General features: G+C 47.6%; 17 protein-coding genes. 12 read left to right on the top strand and 5 right to left on the bottom strand.

From position 1 onward, the window contains the following. Positions 1 to 224: 224 nt before the first annotated feature. Positions 225 to 827 carry a peroxiredoxin C gene (locus AACQ93_RS13725; RefSeq protein ID WP_007466733.1) on the bottom strand — a complete coding sequence of 201 codons (603 nt, stop codon included), beginning with the start codon at positions 825 to 827 and terminating at the stop codon, positions 225 to 227. Positions 828 to 959: 132 nt separating this feature from the next. On the opposite strand from AACQ93_RS13725, the gene AACQ93_RS13720 reads away from it, so the two are divergent. The 3 genes from AACQ93_RS13720 (at position 960) to aceA (ending at position 5,508) form a co-directional block, all read left to right on the top strand. Further along, positions 960 to 1,856, top strand: coding sequence for a hydrogen peroxide-inducible genes activator (locus tag AACQ93_RS13720; RefSeq protein WP_007466731.1), 897 nt, complete (start codon positions 960 to 962; stop codon positions 1,854 to 1,856). Between the two features lie 603 nt (positions 1,857 to 2,459). After that, complete coding sequence (gene aceB / locus AACQ93_RS13715) at positions 2,460 to 4,070, top strand: malate synthase A (protein ID WP_064605669.1); 1,611 nt, start codon at positions 2,460 to 2,462, stop codon at positions 4,068 to 4,070. 133 nt (positions 4,071 to 4,203) lie between these two features. Next, complete coding sequence (gene aceA, locus AACQ93_RS13710) at positions 4,204 to 5,508, top strand: isocitrate lyase (RefSeq protein WP_064605667.1); 1,305 nt, start codon at positions 4,204 to 4,206, stop codon at positions 5,506 to 5,508. Between the two features lie 160 nt (positions 5,509 to 5,668). Here the strand turns inward: aceA and AACQ93_RS13705 are convergent, their stop codons facing one another. Together AACQ93_RS13705 and AACQ93_RS13700 are read right to left on the bottom strand one after the other, a co-directional pair. Next, a complete protein-coding gene (locus tag AACQ93_RS13705; protein WP_064605665.1) occupies positions 5,669 to 6,253 on the bottom strand; it encodes an acyl carrier protein phosphodiesterase in 585 nt (194 codons plus the stop codon). Between the two features lie 6 nt (positions 6,254 to 6,259). Beyond that, positions 6,260 to 6,724 carry a CBS domain-containing protein gene (locus tag AACQ93_RS13700; RefSeq protein WP_064605663.1) on the bottom strand — a complete coding sequence of 155 codons (465 nt, stop codon included), beginning with the start codon at positions 6,722 to 6,724 and terminating at the stop codon, positions 6,260 to 6,262. A 217-nt stretch (positions 6,725 to 6,941) separates the two neighbouring features. Between AACQ93_RS13700 and AACQ93_RS13695 the strand changes: the two genes are divergently transcribed. The 6 genes from AACQ93_RS13695 (at position 6,942) to secF (ending at position 13,786) form a co-directional block, all read left to right on the top strand. Further along, entirely contained in the window at positions 6,942 to 8,087 is a 1,146-nt protein-coding gene (locus AACQ93_RS13695; RefSeq protein ID WP_064605661.1) for a S1 family serine peptidase, read from the top strand. Between the two features lie 96 nt (positions 8,088 to 8,183). Then, the gene (queA, locus tag AACQ93_RS13690) at positions 8,184 to 9,236 is read left to right on the top strand and encodes a tRNA preQ1(34) S-adenosylmethionine ribosyltransferase-isomerase QueA (RefSeq protein ID WP_064606722.1); all 1,053 of its coding nucleotides are present in this window, start codon (positions 8,184 to 8,186) and stop codon (positions 9,234 to 9,236) included. A 231-nt stretch (positions 9,237 to 9,467) separates the two neighbouring features. Next, entirely contained in the window at positions 9,468 to 10,598 is a 1,131-nt protein-coding gene (gene tgt, locus AACQ93_RS13685; protein WP_064605660.1) for a tRNA guanosine(34) transglycosylase Tgt, read from the top strand. A 16-nt stretch (positions 10,599 to 10,614) separates the two neighbouring features. Continuing rightward, positions 10,615 to 10,947 (top strand): preprotein translocase subunit YajC, encoded by a 333-nt coding sequence (yajC, locus tag AACQ93_RS13680; RefSeq protein WP_007466714.1) that lies wholly within the window; start codon positions 10,615 to 10,617, stop codon positions 10,945 to 10,947. A gap of 25 nt (positions 10,948 to 10,972) precedes the next feature. Further along, entirely contained in the window at positions 10,973 to 12,826 is a 1,854-nt protein-coding gene (gene secD / locus AACQ93_RS13675) for a protein translocase subunit SecD (protein WP_007466712.1), read from the top strand. A 12-nt stretch (positions 12,827 to 12,838) separates the two neighbouring features. After that, the gene (gene secF, locus AACQ93_RS13670; protein WP_007466711.1) at positions 12,839 to 13,786 is read left to right on the top strand and encodes a protein translocase subunit SecF; all 948 of its coding nucleotides are present in this window, start codon (positions 12,839 to 12,841) and stop codon (positions 13,784 to 13,786) included. Between the two features lie 67 nt (positions 13,787 to 13,853). Here secF and AACQ93_RS13665 read toward each other — a convergent pair whose 3' ends face one another. Both AACQ93_RS13665 and suhB read right to left on the bottom strand, forming a co-directional pair. After that, positions 13,854 to 14,543: a leucine-rich repeat domain-containing protein gene (locus tag AACQ93_RS13665; RefSeq protein WP_064605658.1), complete on the bottom strand. Its 690-nt coding sequence runs from the start codon at positions 14,541 to 14,543 to the stop codon at positions 13,854 to 13,856. Between the two features lie 173 nt (positions 14,544 to 14,716). Then, entirely contained in the window at positions 14,717 to 15,517 is an 801-nt protein-coding gene (gene suhB, locus AACQ93_RS13660; protein ID WP_007466707.1) for an inositol-1-monophosphatase, read from the bottom strand. A 199-nt stretch (positions 15,518 to 15,716) separates the two neighbouring features. On the opposite strand from suhB, the gene trmJ reads away from it, so the two are divergent. From trmJ to AACQ93_RS13645, 3 genes are all read left to right on the top strand, one after another. Continuing rightward, positions 15,717 to 16,448: a tRNA (cytosine(32)/uridine(32)-2'-O)-methyltransferase TrmJ gene (gene trmJ / locus AACQ93_RS13655; protein WP_007466705.1), complete on the top strand. Its 732-nt coding sequence runs from the start codon at positions 15,717 to 15,719 to the stop codon at positions 16,446 to 16,448. Positions 16,449 to 16,561: 113 nt separating this feature from the next. Then, on the top strand, positions 16,562 to 17,068 hold the full coding sequence (gene iscR / locus AACQ93_RS13650; RefSeq protein ID WP_007466704.1) for a Fe-S cluster assembly transcriptional regulator IscR: 507 nt from the start codon (positions 16,562 to 16,564) through the stop codon (positions 17,066 to 17,068). 30 nt (positions 17,069 to 17,098) lie between these two features. Continuing rightward, on the top strand, positions 17,099 to 18,313 hold the full coding sequence (locus tag AACQ93_RS13645) for an IscS subfamily cysteine desulfurase (protein WP_007466703.1): 1,215 nt from the start codon (positions 17,099 to 17,101) through the stop codon (positions 18,311 to 18,313). The last annotated feature ends 18 nt before the right edge of the window (positions 18,314 to 18,331 follow it).

Genomic DNA, 18,331 nt, shown 5'->3' with positions numbered 1-18,331 from the left:
CGGATTATGGTTGGGAACGTACAGGCAGTGTAATGGATTGTTTTAGAGCTGGCGACAGGAGGGAGGATAATTGAGAGGCGAGATTAGTGCAGATATAAAAAGGGCCCGGTGTGTCCGGGCCTCATTATTTTTTTGCCAAGTTGGCTGACTTTGGCTTTACGCTATTGCGTTCTTTTACCTCAACACCGTGAGCATGGTGTTGTTAACTCTTCGTTGGCGAAGAATTACAGGTCTTCAGTGTGCTCAGACAGGTATGCAGCAACACCTTTTGGAGATGCATCCATACCAGCTTTACCTTCTTCCCACTGTGCAGGGCAAACTTCACCGTTCTTCTGGTGGAAGTTCAGGGCGTCAACCATGCGCAGCATCTCATCGATGTTACGGCCAAGAGGCAGGTCGTTAACTACCTGGTGACGTACAACACCGTCTTCGTCGATTAGGAAAGAACCGCGGAAAGCTACGCCTGCTTCTGGGTGCTCAACGTCGTAAGCTTTACAGATTTCGTGCTTAACGTCAGCAACTAGTGGGTACTTAACCTGACCGATACCGCCGTCTTCAACCGCAGTGTTACGCCATGCGTTGTGAGAGAACTGAGAATCGATAGAAACACCAATTACTTCAACACCTTTTGCCTGGAAATCTTCGAAGCGCTTGTCAAAAGCAATTAGCTCAGATGGGCATACGAAAGTGAAGTCTAGTGGGTAGAAGAAAACTACCGCTTTTTTACCTTTTGTAAATTCTGCGAAGTTGAAGTTTTCAACGATTTCGCCGTTACCTAGAACAGCTGCAGCAGTAAAATCTGGTGCTTGACGACCTACTAGTACCATTTGGTTGCTCCTGAAAAATTCGGTTACCTGCTAACTACTTGGTTAGCCTCCGTGTTTGGACGAGACAAACTATAGCTAAACTGATAAATTGGAAAAAGCGGAATAAATAGATTGATGTAATCGAAAAATACGATGAACAAGTTTCCCTCCCTTAAACAGCTGCATTATCTGGTGACTTTGTTTGAAACTCGGCACTTTGGTGAAGCGGCAAAGAAATGTTTTGTCAGCCAGTCGACGCTGAGTTCTGGTGTCCAGAATTTGGAAGAGTTGATTGGTTGTCAGCTAATAGAAAGAGATAACAAATCCCTGGTCTTTACCTCTACCGGTGAAGATGTCGTGGTGCGCAGTCGTGAACTGCTGGCTCGCAGCCAGGATTTGATGGAATTGTCCAACTGTACCGGAGATGGTATGGAAGGGCAGTTGCGGATCGGCTGTATCCCGACCATTGCCCCATTCCTTTTGTGCGATTTGGTTCAGGAGGTAAACCGCCTTCACCCGAACCTGCATTTGTTATTGCGTGAAGATACTACGGCAAACTTGCTGACGGCTTTGCGTAATGGCGAGATGGATGTACTGATTCTGGCTTTGCCGATGGAAGTGAACGGTATGCACAGTCAGGTAGTAGGCCGTGACGCATTTAAGATGGTGATCAGCAAGCTCCAAGCTGAAAGCGTCAGTGTCCCGCTGCGTTATGCTGATCTGCCGGATGAATCCGTTTTCCTTTTGGAGAAAGAGCACTGTCTGACTGAGCATGCTGTTTCTGCCTGTAAATTGACGACTAAAGAGAAGATCAACCCGTTTACGGCTACCAGTTTGCACACATTAGTTCAGATGGTTGCCAATGGTTTGGGGACGACTTTCATTCCACAGATGGCGATTGATCACGGCTTACTGGATAATCAGAACTTGGTTATCATTGATCCGCCGGGTCAGGAGTCATATCGCGAAATTGGTCTGGTATGGCGTCCGACATCCAGCCGGGTTCGTACATTTAATCGCTTGGCCGAGATTGTTCGGGAGCTTCTATAGCCCTTTTCTTATCGTGCTGACCGTTTCCCTGCGTTGTCAGCACTTTATTCCACTCTTTTTGTCTTTCCCGATATTTCCCAACCTTGCAGCACCAGTAAAAACCATACCGGTTTGTAGACTTTTTCTGTTTCGCTTTGCGAATAAATGAAATTGATTGAGTAACAAAATGCATCGTGTTTGTATAAATCAAATGCATATTCGATGCTTAAGTGATTGTTTTTTATTCTTCAATATTCATATTTACGGTTAGGGTTGTGTTTCAAACACTATTTAACCCCAATATTCACAAGGGTACTTTGTGTAATTAAATTACGTAAGTGGTTACATTTTTGGGCTGGTGGATAAAAATGGCTAAAAACCGAGCATTTTGCTGGAATTTGTTTTAATTCAGTGTTTTGAGTTATAGCTCTACTTTATTTAAGTGTTTGATTTAAAATGTTATTGCTGGTTTTTAACGTCAGGTGATTGAGGCGGCATATTTGCATTTATTTATTTGCTTCGGCAATGTAAGCAAAATGTTAAAGGAACCGTTTGCTAATATGGATGAATAATGACTACTAATAAAAGTGGTGATTAAGTTACAAACTGAAGGGAGCGTAGGAAATGGACAGAAATACTCCACCCGTTCAGCAAAGTGAATTGACTTTGCAGGCACAACTGACAGAGCAGCAGAAAGAGATCTTAAATGATGACGTGCTGCAGTTTGTTGGGCGACTGGTTCAACGATTTTCCTCGCGAGTCCCTGAGCTTCTTGCTGCTCGGGAAGAGCGCCAGAAAGCGATTGATGCCGGTGCACTGCCGGACTTTCTTCCTGAAACGGCGGACATCCGAGAAGGGAACTGGACGATCCGGAATATTCCTGAAGATCTTCAGGATCGCCGAGTGGAAATAACAGGTCCTGTCGATCGTAAGATGGTGATCAATGCCTTAAATGCCAATGTAAAAGTATTTATGGCGGACTTTGAAGATTCATTTGCTCCGGCTTGGGATGCTGTTCTGGACGGACAGCGAAATCTGCGTGACGCCGTTAACGGTACCATTTCTTACACCCACCCGGAATCCGGCAAGGAGTATCAGCTTAATGACAACCCCGCAGTATTGATCTGCCGTGTTCGTGGTCTTCACCTGCCTGAAAAACACCTGCTCTGGAACGGAGAACCTATCCCCGGATCTTTATTTGATTTTGCTTTGTACTTTTACCATAACTACAAACAGTTACTGGCAAAAGGAAGCGGCCCGTATTTTTATATCCCTAAGTTGCAGGCCCATCAGGAAGCTGCCTGGTGGAATGATGTCTTTAGTTTTACTGAAGATGAATTTGGCCTGCCGCGAGGCACTATCAAGGCAACGGTGTTGATTGAAACATTACCGGCGGTATTTGAGATGGATGAGATTCTGTATCACCTCAAAGATCATATCGTAGGCCTTAACTGTGGTCGCTGGGATTACATTTTCAGCTACATCAAGACACTGAAGAACCATCCGGACCGGATTTTGCCGGATCGTCAGGTCGTGACTATGGATAAACCCTTCCTCAATGCCTATTCGCGCTTATTGGTGAAAACATGCCACCGTCGCGGTGCATTTGCGATGGGGGGAATGGCGGCATTTATCCCGTCCAAAGAGCCAGAGCGTAATGCCTGGGTGCTGAATAAAATTCAGACCGATAAGTCGCTGGAAGCAAACAATGGTCATGACGGAACATGGGTTGCCCATCCGGGGTTGGCCGATACAGCCAAGGCCGTGTTTGACGATGCGCTGGGTGCACGTAATAACCAGCTGGATATAAGTCGGGGAGAAGATGCGCCGGTCACGGCAGCAGATCTGCTTGAGCCATGTGACGGTGAACGAACCGATGAAGGCATGCGCCATAACATTCGTGTTGCGGTTCAGTATATCGAAGCCTGGGTTTCCGGTAATGGGTGTGTGCCGATTTATGGATTGATGGAAGATGCGGCAACAGCCGAGATATCCAGAGCGTCAATCTGGCAGTGGATAAAACACGGTAAAGCGTTGAGTAACGGTGAGGTAGTGACGAAAACGCTGTTTGAGCAAATGCTGGAAGAAGAAATGATAGTGCTTGAGCAGGAGCTTGGCAGTGAGGTGTTCAGCCAGGGACGCTATCGGGAAGCCGCCACGCTGATGTCAAAGCTGACTACCAGTGATGAGTTGGTGAACTTCCTGACACTACCGGGATATGAGTACCTGCAGTAGCAGGAGAATTTAGAGAGAAGAGAAAGGCCTCTGCATGTCGGGGTTTTGGCAGGGCCTGGAAGCCTTAAGAAGAAGTTGACCGATAACGGAGACGTTAAGCGGACTATCGCCAAATGAAACGAGGGACATCATTATGACATTGACTCGCCAGCAACAAATCGAAGCGCTTGAAAAGGATTGGGCTGAGAATCCACGTTGGAAGAACGTTAAGCGTACTTACACTGCGGAAGAGGTGATTAACCTCCGAGGTTCGTTTGCTCCGGCTAACACCATCGCACAGCGTGGTGCGGATAAGCTTTGGGAACTGGTCAATGGTTCGGCGAAAAAAGGGTACGTGAACTGTCTGGGTGCGCTGACCGGCGGTCAGGCCGTTCAGCAGGCGAAAGCCGGTATTGAAGCGATTTATTTGTCTGGCTGGCAGGTGGCAGCGGATAACAACACGGCGTCAAGTATGTATCCAGACCAGTCTCTGTATCCGGTCGATTCTGTACCTGCGGTGGTTAAACGCATTAACAATTCTTTCCGTCGCGCGGATCAGATCCAGTGGTCTAATGGTGTTACACCGGAAGACGGTATCGACTACTTCCTGCCAATTGTTGCGGATGCAGAAGCGGGTTTCGGTGGTGTGCTTAATGCTTACGAGCTGATGCGTAACATGATTGATGCCGGTGCGGCGGGTGTTCACTTTGAAGATCAGCTGGCCTCGGTGAAAAAATGTGGTCATATGGGCGGTAAGGTACTGGTTCCTACCCAGGAAGCGGTGCAGAAACTGGTTGCCGCGCGTCTGGCTGCTGACGTTGCCGGAACAACTACGCTGGTTATTGCCCGTACCGATGCCAATGCGGCTGATCTGCTGACTTCAGACTGCGACCCGTATGATAAAGACTTCATTATGGGTGAGCGTACAGCAGAAGGTTTCTATCGTGTCCGTGCCGGTATCGACCAGGCGATTGCCCGTGGTTTGGCATATGCGCCTTATGCTGATTTGATTTGGTGTGAAACGGCGACGCCTTGTCTGGAAGAGGCTCGTAAGTTTGCAGAAGCGATTCATGCTCAGTATCCGGATCAGCTGCTGGCTTATAACTGCTCGCCTTCATTTAACTGGGAGAAAAACCTGGATGCTGAGACCATTGCCAAGTTCCAGCAGGAGCTGTCGGATATGGGCTATAAGTACCAGTTCATTACTCTGGCGGGTATCCACAATATGTGGTTCAACATGTTTGAGCTGGCTCATGCCTATGCCCAGGGTGAAGGTATGAAGCATTATGTGGATATGGTGCAGCGTCCTGAGTTTGCTGCGGCTGATAAGGGCTATACCTTTGTGGCTCACCAGCAGGAAGTCGGTACAGGTTACTTCGATAAGATGACCAATACCATTCAGGGCGGTCAGTCTTCAGTTACAGCGCTGACCGGCTCCACTGAGGAAGATCAGTTTTAAACGGAATCACCCTAGCTAATTGTTGTTATTTATTGGGTTAACTGTAGGTTGCTACAGGGTATGATGTGATACATAACTTCTGTTATGGTTCGGGAGCGCAATGCGCTCCCTTCTTTTATTTGGGGTGGCAGTAGTGGTTGTTTATATGCAAAGGATGATTTTATTGCTGTGAGCGAAAAGCTTCGGCTGCCTTAATAATTTGCGGGTAAAGGGCTGCAAACTGTTGTTCGAAGAAGTCGTAATGCTGTGCGATAAACGGCGGGCAGTTAGCCAGTTGGTACAGCTTCGGACGTCGTTGCGCCATTCGCTCCAGTGCCGTGGTGATAGTTGTGCGTTCTCTGTACTGTAATAGCCACTGGTACTGCCACATTCTTGCTATTGTCTGGCGGTAGTTGTCAGGCAGGTTGTCCTGAAATTGTTCTACCTGGTTTTGTGCCAGCTCGACAAAGACGGTTAATGGCTGGTGGTGGTAGTGCTCCCAGTGTTTAGCCAGAAAGTGATCCCAGGTGATATCAAGCGCAATGCCGCTAACCCTTCGTGTCTCCGGTGAAAACCGCTGCCGGCAGCAGAGGACTTCCGGCATGGCATCAATGTAGCTGTCAACAAAGCGATGTAGCTTGATTCCGTCAGCGACCGGACGCTCATAGCGCACATAAGGATCCCCCCGGACAAAATCAGCCAGTAAATTACCCGCCAGATGGCTTTGGCAGCGATCGGCAAGGTGCAGGTGTGCCAGAAAATTCATGAATTACTAATATAAACCTGTTTCATTGCTTTCTGTTTCTGTCGGCTCCACTTCTTCCTGAATTTCCAGCAAGTTAATTGCGATTGCGACAAAATCCGAATCGGTAATTATACCGACCAGTTTGTTGTGTAGTAGTACAGGCAAACAACCGATTTTATGCTTCTGCATGTAAAGGGCTGCTTCCTTCAGGCCTGCTTTGGGCTCAACACTGAACAGGCTGCGGTGCATGCATTGTTCCAGCGGAATATCCAAAGCGGAGATAAAGGTAGATTTATGTACCTGTTCCACGCTGGATTCCTGCGCGGAAAGGATATCTCGCTGGCTGACCAGGCCAACTAAGTGGTTGTCTTTATCTGTAACTGGAACGTGGTGTATTCCTTTGTCTTCCATGAGTTTCTTTGCGTCAGCCAAAGTTTGGGTTGAGGTTAGGGTATGCGGATGCGGTGTCATCATGTCAGCAACTGTAAACATATAAACCTCCGTAGCGACTGCTGAATTAATCCATTTATTGTTCACTCACTTATTTCATCTCACTGCATTTTGAATGTAGCTAATCTTACGCTGACTACATATGACCGGAATCAAAATTTTTACCAGTTGTTATTCTGTTTCATTTTTGTTTATTTCCGGTTAACACTGAGAATGTGTCATATAATCAATGTACAACATTCCCAGAAGGTATGACTTGATGTGTAAGTTACTGTTTCGGTTGTTGTTATCATTATCAATATGCACCTATTTCCTTGCTGCTCCGTTAGTGAGCGCAGAGGATACCCCCCTTGCAGACCAGCAAAATTTCTCCAATGAGGCGTTAAATAACAGTGTGACGGCGAAAATCGTTGGTGGTATTGATTCGGCTGTAAGTGAACTGCCCTGGCAGGCTTATCTGAATATGACGTTTATTGATGAAAATGGCAGTCGGAGTACCTTTGTTTGTGGTGGAGTGGTCATAAGTCAGGATGTTGTGTTAACTGCGGCACACTGTCTGCGTAATGGTTCAGAGACTGTGACGACGCAAAATATCAAAGTCTGGGCAGGAGACGTTAGCTTGTTCAGTTTTAATTCTCGTAATGTTGTGTCTGTCAGTGAGTTTGTTATCCACCCTTCTTACAATTCAGCCAGGTTTGCTAATGATATAGCGATTCTGAAACTGGCTGACTCTCTGCCTGATACGGCTGTACCGATAAAAATGTTGATAGAAGAAGCCGTGAACAGGAGTCGGGTTGATAATGAATTTGCAAACGGATGGGTTGCTAACGCTGAGCGGGTGCCGAACCTGCTGGTTTCAGGGTGGGGCGCGACGGATCCCAATGATTCAGGTTCAAACAGTACTCGATTAAAACAGACGCTGCTTTCTGGGGTGCCTGATACTACGTGTGATGCTCAGTGGGGATCCAATATCAGCCCTTCTGATTACCCGATTTTTCTCTGTGCTGGCTCTGTATCTCCTTCAATAGGAAGGGATAGTTGCTTTGGTGATTCCGGCGGACCATTAGTCTGGCAGGACCCACAGGCTTCTAGTGACAGTGACTTTGGTCTTCGTTTGGTTGGCATAGTCAGTTTTGGTCAGGGGTGTGCTGGAAGTCTGCCTGGCGTTTATACCGAAGTGGTGAATTACCAGGGCTGGATTGAGCAGGAAGTCGGTGCGGCTGTTAATACTCAGCCAACGCCGGTTTTTGTAACAAATCCTTTTACCCGTGATTACAGTAATGCCGGTATTGCTGTTGATTTTTCTTCTTCTTCCGGTGATGGCGGGGGGTATATTGGCGGAGGTGGTATGCTAGGGCTGATTATAGTTGGTTACTGGCGTCGGCGTATTTTATCGATAGTCTGATGCTTATCGCTTCATCACTAATCAGAAATCATCTTTGCTTGATATTGCAGTAAGGCAGCATATACTAGCTGCCTGCTGTAATTTAGGGCCCGAATGATGCAAGTTTCTGATTTCCACTTTGACCTTCCAGATGAGCTGATTGCTCGTTACCCGCAACCTGAGCGTACTGCCAGCCGTTTGCTTCAGCTGACCGGTGATACCGGTGAAGTTCAACATAAAGGTTTTAAAGATATCCTTGAGTTGGTTCAGCCTGGTGATCTGCTGGTGTTTAACAACACCCGTGTGATCCCGGCGCGTATTTTTGGTCGCAAGGCTTCGGGCGGTAAATTAGAAGTTCTTGTAGAGCGTATGCTGGATGACAAGAGCATTCTGGCTCACGTTCGGTGTTCAAAATCACCTAAGCCGGGCACAGAGCTGCTGTTGGGTGAAAATGATGAATATCAGGCAGAGATGGTAGCTCGTCATGATGCGCTGTTTGAAATTCGCTTCAACAGTGACAAAACCGTGCTGGAAATTCTGGAAGATGTTGGCCACATGCCGCTTCCTCCTTATATTGACCGTCCGGATGAAGATGCCGACAAAGAGCGCTACCAGACTGTCTACAATGCTAAGCCTGGCGCGGTTGCAGCTCCGACTGCCGGTCTGCACTTCGACGAAGAAATCCTGGCCGCGATTAAGGCTAAAGGCGCTTCGTTTGCGTTTGTTACCCTGCACGTTGGTGCCGGTACATTCCAGCCGGTTCGTGTCGACAGCATTGAAGAGCACCACATGCACGCCGAGTATGTTGAAGTACCTGAAGAAGTGGTTGCTGCGATTAATGAAACCAAGGCCAGCGGTGGCCGCATTATCGCAGTAGGTACGACGTCGGTGCGTTCGCTGGAAAGTGCGGCACAGGATGCCGTGAAAAAAGGCACTGAGCTGAAACCGTTTTTCGGTGATACCGATATCTTCATCTTCCCTGGTTATGAATTCCAGCTGGTGGATGTACTGGTAACTAACTTCCACCTACCGGAATCAACACTGATCATGCTGGTCAGTGCCTTTGCTGGTTACGAACACACTATGAATGCCTATCGTCAGGCGGTAGAGAATAAATACCGCTTCTTTAGCTATGGTGATTCGATGTTTGTTACCCGCAAAATGAAGTAAATTGAACTTAGATTGCTAAGTCAGTGTCTCTTAAGGCTGCTTTTGTTAAAATTGCAGCCTTTGTCGGCTCTATAGCACAGATAAAAAAGTGGTATGAACGAAATACGTTATGCCACAGTTTGAGTTTCTTCCGCTAGGCTTGTTAAGCGTGGCGAGAAAAGCGTACATCAGGCAACTGGCCTTTTGTACTGAGTGTAATGTCAGATTGTTTCTCTGGCTTTTGGAGGCTTTGTGAAATTTGAATTAGATAAAACTCAGGGACGCGCCCGTCGCGGTCGCCTGCAGTTTGAACGTGGAACTGTTGAAACGCCAGCATTCATGCCTGTTGGTACTTACGGTACCGTAAAGGGTATGACTCCGGAAGAAGTAAAAGATACCGGTGCTCAGATCCTGTTGGGTAATACTTTCCACCTGTGGCTACGCCCGGGTCAGGAAGTAATGAAAATGCACGGTGACCTGCATGACTTCATGCAGTGGCAGGGCCCTATCCTGACTGATTCAGGCGGCTTCCAGGTATTCAGCTTGGGTGATATCCGTAAGATCACCGAAGAAGGCGTACATTTCCGTAACCCGGTAAACGGTGACAAGATTTTCATGGACGCAGAAAAGTCGATGGAAATTCAGAAAGACCTGGGTTCTGACATCGTTATGATCTTCGACGAGTGTACGCCATACCCGGCGACACACGATGAAGCTAAGAAGTCGATGGAAATGTCACTGCGCTGGGCTCAGCGTAGCCGTAACCATTTTGATAAACTTGGTAACAAAAATGCACTGTTCGGCATCGTACAGGGTAGTGTATATGAAGACTTGCGCGATGTTTCTGTTGAAGGCCTGACTAATATTGGTTTCGACGGTTACGCGGTAGGCGGCCTGGCTGTAGGTGAGCCGAAGGAAGACATGCACCGTATCCTGGAGCACACTTGTCCGCAACTGCCTGAAGACAAGCCACGTTACCTGATGGGTGTTGGTAAGCCTGAGGATCTGGTGGAAGGTGTTCGTCGCGGTATCGATATGTTCGACTGCGTAATGCCTACCCGAAATGCCCGTAATGGCCACCTGTTTGTGACTGGCGGTGTGATCAAGATCCGTAATGCGAAACATAAAACAGATACAACCCCTCTTGATCCGCATTGTGACTGTTACACTTGTCGCAATTACACCAAGGCGTATCTGTATCACCTGGATAAGTGTAATGAAATCCTGGGTGCGCGTCTTAATACAATCCATAACTTACGTTACTATCAACGTTTGATGGCTAGTATCCGTAAGGCGATTGAAGAAGATCGTTTCGATGCATTTGTAGAAGAATTCTACGCGCGTCGTGACCGTGAAGTTCCACCACTGAATGACAACAAATAAACGAGGACGTTAGTAAATGAGTCTTATTTCTCAAGCACACGCAGCAGCTGAAGGCGCACCACAGGGTGGCAGCATGCAGCTTTTCATCATGCTTGGCCTGTTCGCTGTAATTTTTTACTTCATGATTTATCGTCCACAGGCAAAACGCGTTAAAGAGCACAAGAACCTGATGTCTTCGATGTCAAAAGGTGATGAAGTGCTAACTAACGGTGGTCTGGTTGGTAAAATCTCTAAGATTTCTGAAGATAACGACTACATTGTGATCGCTCTGAATGACACTAATGAAGTTACTATCAAGAAAGATTTCGTTTCTGCTGTTTTGCCTAAAGGCACAATGAAATCTCTGTAAAAATTTGCTCTGAAGGATCATAGCAGTGTTAAACCGTTATCCTTTGTGGAAGAACCTGATGGTGGTGTTTGCACTGATCATCGGTTTGCTTTACGCACTTCCCAATGTTTACGGTGAAGATCCGGCAATTCAAATCTCCGGGGCGCGTGGCGCCTCGGTAGATATGGCTGCGCTGGATGCTGTCACCGAAGATTTAAAACAAAATCACATCTCTTACAAATCTGTCGCTTTCGAAAACGGTACTGTACTGGTCCGCTTTAACGATACTGATACGCAAATCAGTGCCCGCGATATTCTTAATGAACAGCTTGGCGACGACTATGTTGTTGCTCTTAACCTGGCTGCTTCAACTCCTGACTGGCTGGAATCTATCGGCGCAACACCAATGAAACTGGGTCTTGACCTGCGTGGTGGTGTGCACTTCCTGATGGAAGTTGATATGGACGCCGCGATGGACAAGCTTCTGGGTCAGCAGGAAGAAACTTTCCGTACTGAATTGCGTGAGGCGAAAATCCGCTACCGTGCGATCAGCAAAACGGATTCTACCGTTGAAGTTCGCCTGCGTAATGCCGAGCAGTTGTCACAAGCTAAAGCTGCACTTGTTAAGCTTCACCCGGACATGCTGTTTACCGACAATGACAGCAACGGTCGCTTCATTCTGTCTGCACAGTTTACCGATGCTCGTCTGAAAGAAATTCGCAACTATGCGGTAGACCAGAACATTACCATCCTTCGTAACCGTGTTAACGAACTGGGTGTTGCCGAGCCATTGGTTCAGCGCCAGGGTGCCAACCGTATCGTGGTTGAGCTGCCGGGTGTTCAGGATACAGCTCGTGCGAAAGAAATTCTGGGTGCAACCGCAACATTGGAATTCCGTGAAGTAGACAGCGCTGCTGACTTGGCAGCAGCGGCTTCTGGTCGTGTACCACCGGGCAGCGAAGTGAAATTTACTCGTGACCAGCGTCCGGTTGTACTGAAGAAGCGTGTGATCCTGTCTGGTGCTCACATCACAGATGCAAGCTCAAGTGCCGATGAATACGGTCGTCCGCAGGTAAATATCTCGCTGGACAGCGAAGGCGGCAGCAAGATGACTGCCTTCTCACGTAACAACGTGGGTAAGTTGATGGCAACAGTCTTCACTGAATACAAAGACAGTGGCGAACGCGATCCTAACGGTAAAGTGCTTCTGGAAAAACACGAAGAAGTGATTAACCAGGCAACGATTCAGACAGCTCTGGGCCGTAACTTCCGTATTACCGGTATCGACTCTCAGGCAGAAGCTCACAACCTGGCGCTGTTACTGCGTGCTGGTGCGCTGATTGCACCGATTTCAATCGTTGAAGAACGTACCATTGGTCCTTCTATGGGTCAGCAGAATATCGACATGGGTATTCAGGCCTGTATCTGGGGCATGATCGCGGTAATGTTGTTTACCTTGGTTTACTACCGTAAGTTCGGCCTGATTGCCAATATGGCTCTGGGTATGAACCTGATTCTGATCATCGGTGTGATGTCTATGGTGCCTGGCGCAACCATGACCCTGCCGGGTATTGCCGGTATCGTATTGACGGTAGGTATGGCAGTCGATGCCAACGTATTGATCTTCGAGCGTATCCGTGAAGAGCTTCGTGAGGGCCGCAGTCCTCAGCATGCGATTCAGCAAGGTTACGCGAACGCATTTAGTACCATTGCCGATGCCAACATCACTACGCTGATCACTGCAATCATCCTGTTTGCGGTGGGCACGGGCGCAATCAAAGGTTTCGCGGTAACGCTGTCGATCGGTATCCTGACATCAATGTTTACTGCGATTGTCGGTACCCGTGCAGTTGTTAACTTTATCTACGGCGGTAAGCGCGTAGATAAACTGTCGATCTAAGGAGACGCTGAAATGTTTCAAATATTGAAAGCGGATAAAGTGATCGACTTTATGCGTTGGTCGAAAGGGGCTTTCTTGCTTTCGGCAATTATGATTGTTGCGGCTATCGCTACCGTGTCGACCCAGAAACTGAATTGGGGTCTGGACTTTACCGGTGGTACTTTGATCGAAGTGGGCTTTGAGCAGCCGGCAGATCTGAAACAAATCCGTGAGTCACTGGAAGTGGCCGGTTTTGGTGATGCGATTGTACAGAACTTCGGTACAGCACGTGACGTTATGGTTCGCCTGCAGCCACGTGAAGACATGAAGGGTGAGAAGCTGGGCAACCAGATCATCGATGCCCTGAAAGTCGGTACCGGCCAGAACGTTGAAATGCGTCGTATCGAGTTTGTTGGCCCGAATGTGGGTGACGAACTGGCTGAAGCTGGTGGTCTGGCAATTCTGGTATCGTTGATCTGTATCCTGATGTACGTATCGATCCGATTCGAGTGGCGTCTGGCTGCTGGTGCGGTTATGGCACTGGCGCACGACGTTATCATTACAATCGGTATCTTCTCGTTCACTCAGATCGAAATCGACCTGACGATTGTGGCAGCCCTGCTGACGGTTGTTGGTTACTCGCTCAACGATACCATCGTTGTATTCGACCGTATCCGTGAAAACTTCCGTAAGATGCGTAAGGGTGAGCCGGCTGAGATCATGAACAGCTCAATCACTCAGACTCTGAGTCGTACCCTGATCACGTCTGCAACCACATTGTTCGTGGTTATTGCCCTGTTCCTGAAGGGCGGTAGTATGATCCACGGCTTTGCTGCTGCATTGCTGATTGGTATCACTGTTGGTACTTACTCATCTATCTACGTGGCTTCTGCTCTGGCGCTGAAACTGGGTATTACCCGTGAGCACCTGATGCCGCCGCAGGTAGACAAAGAAGGTGAAGAGTTCGATGCAATGCCTTAAGTCGGCATCAGAACTTTAATAAAAAACGGAGCCACATGGCTCCGTTTTTTGTTCTGTTTTATGTGATTTAGCGAGATGACCACTCGCTGGCCGGGCGTTGTTTACCGCCGTTCATTTTATTGCCTTTCTCCTGAAGCATTGTCAGCCTTTTATTGTTTGAAAGATCCAGGCTTTCCAGTTGGTTTTTCATTACATTCAGTTCTGCCAGCTTAGGGTTTTTGGAGATATCCAGCTGAGTCAGCTCATTGTATGCAACGAACAGGCCTTTCAGATTTGGCAGTTCTGTGACATTCAGTTTTTCCAGATTGTTAGAGTTCAGATCCAGCTTTTCCAGCTTACTTTGTTCGCTAAGTACAATGCTTTCCAGCTCGTTGTTATTTAACTGTACTTCTCGAATGATTTCGTTTTCCGACAAATCCAGAGTGTGTAGTTCATTATTGCTAAGGTTCAGCACTCTAAGCTCCGGATTGTTAGACAGGTCCAGCTCTTCCAGATCGTTACTACTTAGTGTCAGTTCGCGCAGGTTTTCAAAGTACTGAACTTCATTGGCTGAGTGGATATTGCTGTCCCGGCAGTCCAACTCGACGATATCTTCCGGGTAGACTTCGCCAGTTTTTAATACACAGGCACGAAAGTTTTCATCGGCAAACGGGATTTCTTTTACGGTTTCATAGTGTTTGCTGCATCCGCCAACCAGCATGACTGAGAGTGTGAATAGTGCGTAAAAGGGAAAAACGCGCTTTTTTACAGAAAGCATTATTGTGGTACCTATTGATAATGTTGAGACATAGACGACGGTCTATTGAATAGACATACAGTATCATAGGGCGTCATGAAGGGGATATTGCTTAAGCAATATTAGAACGATAGATAACAAAAAGCCCCGCTGGCTGAGCCGGCAGGGCTTTGTTCTGGCAGAGTAATCAGCGATTACTTAGTCAGTGCTTCGCTACCGTTTTCACGGATTTTCGCCAGCATTGGTTTAACTACGCGAGCGTTACCAGCAACGATGTTGCCAGAAGCCATGTAGTTAGTGTTACCGGTAAAGTCAGTACAGATAGCACCAGCTTCACGAGCGATCAGTTCACCAGCTGCAATTTCCCAAGGCTTTTGACCTAGCTTGAATGCACCGTCTACACGGCCAGCAGCAACGTAGCAAAGATCCAGAGCAGTAGAGCCAGACTGGCGCATGTCGTCACACTCAACAAACAGTGCGTTCAGGATCTTAATATAGCTTTCAGAGTGCTGTTTAGCAGCAAATGGAAGAGCTGTAGCCAGAGTTGTACCTGTCAGGTCACGTGGCTGAGAAGCACGGATACGCTGGCTGTTTAGCTGAGCGCCTGAGCCGCGTGTTGCAGTGAACAGTTCGTTACGAGCCGGGTCGTAAACCGCAGCAATCTCAGTACGGCCGCGCATGCGCAGGGCTACAGAGATAGCGAAGTGAGGTAGACCGCGAACGAAGTTTTTGGTGCCATCCAGTGGGTCGATGATCCATTGACACTCTTTGTCTTTACCTTCTTTGTTACCGCTTTCAGCTGCAATAATGCAGTGATCAGGGTAAGACTTAAGGATAGTCTCGATAATGATAGCTTCTGCTTCATGATCGATGTTGGTAACAACATCATTACCTTTGTTAGCAACTTCAATTGCTTGAGGTTTTTCTAGAGATTTAATGACATGGTCACCAGCCTTTCGTACAGCACGAATGGCGATATTAAGCATCGGATGCATAGGATCTTCCCAACGGATGTTAAAGAACTAAAAAGCGGCGGCGAGTATATCAGAGCTAGGGCAAAAAGGAAGTGGTTATTTTTTCGGCGTGGTCGATTTTATAGTCATACATATAATGTTTTTACATGTTTCCTACCTTTTTGAGGAGGCTGTGATAAAATCCTAGCGCTTTAAGAATTCATCGGAAAATAGCTACTACATGTTAGATAAAATCAGTGTTGTTCTGGTAGGAACGTCTCATCCGGGCAATATCGGCTCGGCAGCTCGGGCTATGAAAGTAATGGGGCTGACAAATCTGGTATTGGTCGATCCAGCCTGTGAAATTGATGAGAAGTCCTATGCCTTAGCAGCAGGTGCTGCAGACATAGTTGAAAACGCTAAGATTGTCGCAACACTGGATGAAGCGATTGCTGATTGTGGCTTGGTTGTTGGTTCCAGTGCACGTTCTCGTACTCTGGAGTGGCCTCAACTTGATCCTCGTGAGTGTGGCATTAAGGCTATCGCAGAAGCGGGTAGTCACAATGTGGCTATTCTGTTTGGTCGGGAGCGTACCGGCCTGACCAATGAAGAGCTGCAAAAATGTCACTGCCATGTGTATATTCCTGCCAACCCAGAATACAGTTCATTGAACCTGGCTATGGCGGTTCAGACCGTCAGCTATGAGGTCCGCATGGCTTTCTTGGAGCAGCAAAAGCATGCCGGTGATAACAAGGTGGAAGAATACCCTCGCGTTAAAGAGCTGGAAATGTTCTATGAACACCTTGAAAAAGTAACTAGGCAGACCCGATTTATAAATAAGAATCACCCGGGAATGGTAATGGCGAAGCTTCGTCGACTATTTACCCGAGCCCGGCCTGAACAGCAAGAACTGAATATTCTGCGTGGTATCTTATCCTCAGTCGAAAAATCGCTAGAAAATCGCGATAAGTAGACACAAAGTCCACATGGTTAAAAGTCTGAGTAAAATAGTCAGGTAAATACTTGACCGTTTTAGTCGGGTATGCGACACTGCTTCCATACATTGTAAGTGGGTAGCGGTGTGTTATGAGATTGACATCAAAAGGAAGATACGCAGTAACGGCCATGTTGGACGTGGCACTGCATTCTCAAGATGGTCCTGTCCCTCTGGCTGATATTTCAGAGCGACAGGGTATTTCACTGTCTTATTTGGAACAGCTTTTCTCCCGCCTGCGTAAGGCTGGCTTGGTAGCCAGTGTTCGTGGCCCGGGCGGTGGTTACCGTTTGGGTGAAGATGCGAACGATATTGCGGTTGGGATGGTGATTGCGGCTGTTGATGAATCGGTTGATGCTACCAAGTGTCATGGAAAAGGTGACTGTCAGGGCGGCGTACGTTGTCTGACACACACACTGTGGCGTGATCTGAGCTCCCGTATCAGCGGCTTTTTAAACAACATCACTCTTGGTGAGTTGATGCAAGACAATGACGTACAAGAAATTTCTGATCGTCAGGATCAGACACTAAATAAAACGTCATTTGGAAATAAAACAACACACGACAACGCCACTATAGGTGTCGATGTTCGCTCCTAAAGTCCAGACGTCCGTGTTTCGGAGAAGAAGATGAAACTGCCAATATATTTTGATTATTCCGCTACTTGCCCAGTAGATCCCCGTGTTGCCGAAAAAATGATGCAATGCCTGACTATGGATGGCACTTTTGGTAACCCGGCATCGCGCTCTCACCGTTTTGGTTGGCAGGCAGAGGAAGCAGTCGATACGGCACGTGAACAAATCGCGGATCTGCTGAATGCAGACCCTCGTGAAATCGTCTTTACGTCAGGCGCAACGGAATCTGACAACCTGGCTATTAAAGGTGCTGCGCACTTCTACGGCAAAAAAGGTAAGCACGTTATTACCTGTAAGACAGAACACAAAGCGGTTCTTGACCCATGCCGTCAGCTAGAACGTGAAGGTTACGAAGTGACCTACATGGAGCCGGAAGCAAACGGTCTGATCGATCTGGCTAAGCTGCGCGATGCTATGCGTGAAGACACTGTTCTGGTTTCTATCATGCACGTGAACAACGAAATCGGTGTGATCCAGGACATCGCGGCTATCGGTGAAATGTGCCGCGAAAAGAAAGTGGTTTTCCATGTTGATGCTGCTCAGTCAGCGGGTAAGCTGCCAATTGATGTTCAGGAAATGAAGATTGATCTGATTTCTCTGTCAGCACACAAAATTTACGGTCCTAAAGGTATTGGTGCGCTTTACGTTCGTCGTAAGCCTCGTATTCGCCTGGAAGCTCAGATGCACGGTGGCGGCCATGAGCGTGGTTTCCGTTCTGGTACACTGGCTACTCACCAGATCGTCGGTATGGGTGAAGCGTTCCGCATTGCCAAAGAAGAAATGGACCAGGACTACCAGCATGCACTTTCACTACGTAACCGTATGCTGAAAGGCCTTGAGGGCATCGAAGCGATGACCATTAATGGCGATCTGGAACAGCGCCTGCCAAATAACCTGAACATCAGCTTTGCTTTCGTTGAAGGTGAATCACTGCTGATGGCTCTGAAAGATCTGGCTGTATCTTCCGGTTCTGCATGTACTTCTGCAAGCCTGGAGCCTTCGTACGTACTGCGTGCGCTGGGTCTGGACGATGAACTGGCACACAGCTCAATTCGCTTCTCTTTCGGTCGATTCACGACAGAAGAAGAAGTAGACTACGCTGTTTCTCAAATCCGCGGTGCGGTAGATAAATTGCGTGAAATGTCTCCATTGTGGGATATGTATAAAGAAGGTATTGACCTGAACACAGTCGAGTGGGCGCACCACTAATTCTTGCGGTCATAAGTA

Source organism: Photobacterium sp. J15, assembly GCF_963870815.1.
GTDB lineage: Bacteria > Pseudomonadota > Gammaproteobacteria > Enterobacterales > Vibrionaceae > Photobacterium > Photobacterium marinum.
The sequence above is the reverse complement of the archived record's forward strand: the minus strand, read 5'-3'. Positions and strand labels throughout refer to the sequence as shown.

What these genes read in the sequence shown, in the direction of transcription:
- AACQ93_RS13705 (WP_064605665.1), bottom strand. Translation starts at nt 6,253, where the DNA reads ATGAATTTTCTGGCACACCTGCACCTTGCCGATCGCTGCCAAAGCCAT.
- AACQ93_RS13645 (WP_007466703.1), top strand. Translation starts at nt 17,099, where the DNA reads ATGAAACTGCCAATATATTTTGATTATTCCGCTACTTGCCCAGTAGAT.
- secF (WP_007466711.1), top strand. Translation starts at nt 12,839, where the DNA reads ATGTTTCAAATATTGAAAGCGGATAAAGTGATCGACTTTATGCGTTGG.
- queA (WP_064606722.1), top strand. Translation starts at nt 8,184, where the DNA reads ATGCAAGTTTCTGATTTCCACTTTGACCTTCCAGATGAGCTGATTGCT.
- AACQ93_RS13700 (WP_064605663.1), bottom strand. Translation starts at nt 6,724, where the DNA reads ATGTTTACAGTTGCTGACATGATGACACCGCATCCGCATACCCTAACC.
- AACQ93_RS13720 (WP_007466731.1), top strand. Translation starts at nt 960, where the DNA reads ATGAACAAGTTTCCCTCCCTTAAACAGCTGCATTATCTGGTGACTTTG.
- AACQ93_RS13665 (WP_064605658.1), bottom strand. Translation starts at nt 14,543, where the DNA reads ATGCTTTCTGTAAAAAAGCGCGTTTTTCCCTTTTACGCACTATTCACA.
- iscR (WP_007466704.1), top strand. Translation starts at nt 16,562, where the DNA reads ATGAGATTGACATCAAAAGGAAGATACGCAGTAACGGCCATGTTGGAC.
- aceA (WP_064605667.1), top strand. Translation starts at nt 4,204, where the DNA reads ATGACATTGACTCGCCAGCAACAAATCGAAGCGCTTGAAAAGGATTGG.
- yajC (WP_007466714.1), top strand. Translation starts at nt 10,615, where the DNA reads ATGAGTCTTATTTCTCAAGCACACGCAGCAGCTGAAGGCGCACCACAG.
- trmJ (WP_007466705.1), top strand. Translation starts at nt 15,717, where the DNA reads ATGTTAGATAAAATCAGTGTTGTTCTGGTAGGAACGTCTCATCCGGGC.
- AACQ93_RS13725 (WP_007466733.1), bottom strand. Translation starts at nt 827, where the DNA reads ATGGTACTAGTAGGTCGTCAAGCACCAGATTTTACTGCTGCAGCTGTT.
- aceB (WP_064605669.1), top strand. Translation starts at nt 2,460, where the DNA reads ATGGACAGAAATACTCCACCCGTTCAGCAAAGTGAATTGACTTTGCAG.
- AACQ93_RS13695 (WP_064605661.1), top strand. Translation starts at nt 6,942, where the DNA reads ATGTGTAAGTTACTGTTTCGGTTGTTGTTATCATTATCAATATGCACC.
- suhB (WP_007466707.1), bottom strand. Translation starts at nt 15,517, where the DNA reads ATGCATCCGATGCTTAATATCGCCATTCGTGCTGTACGAAAGGCTGGT.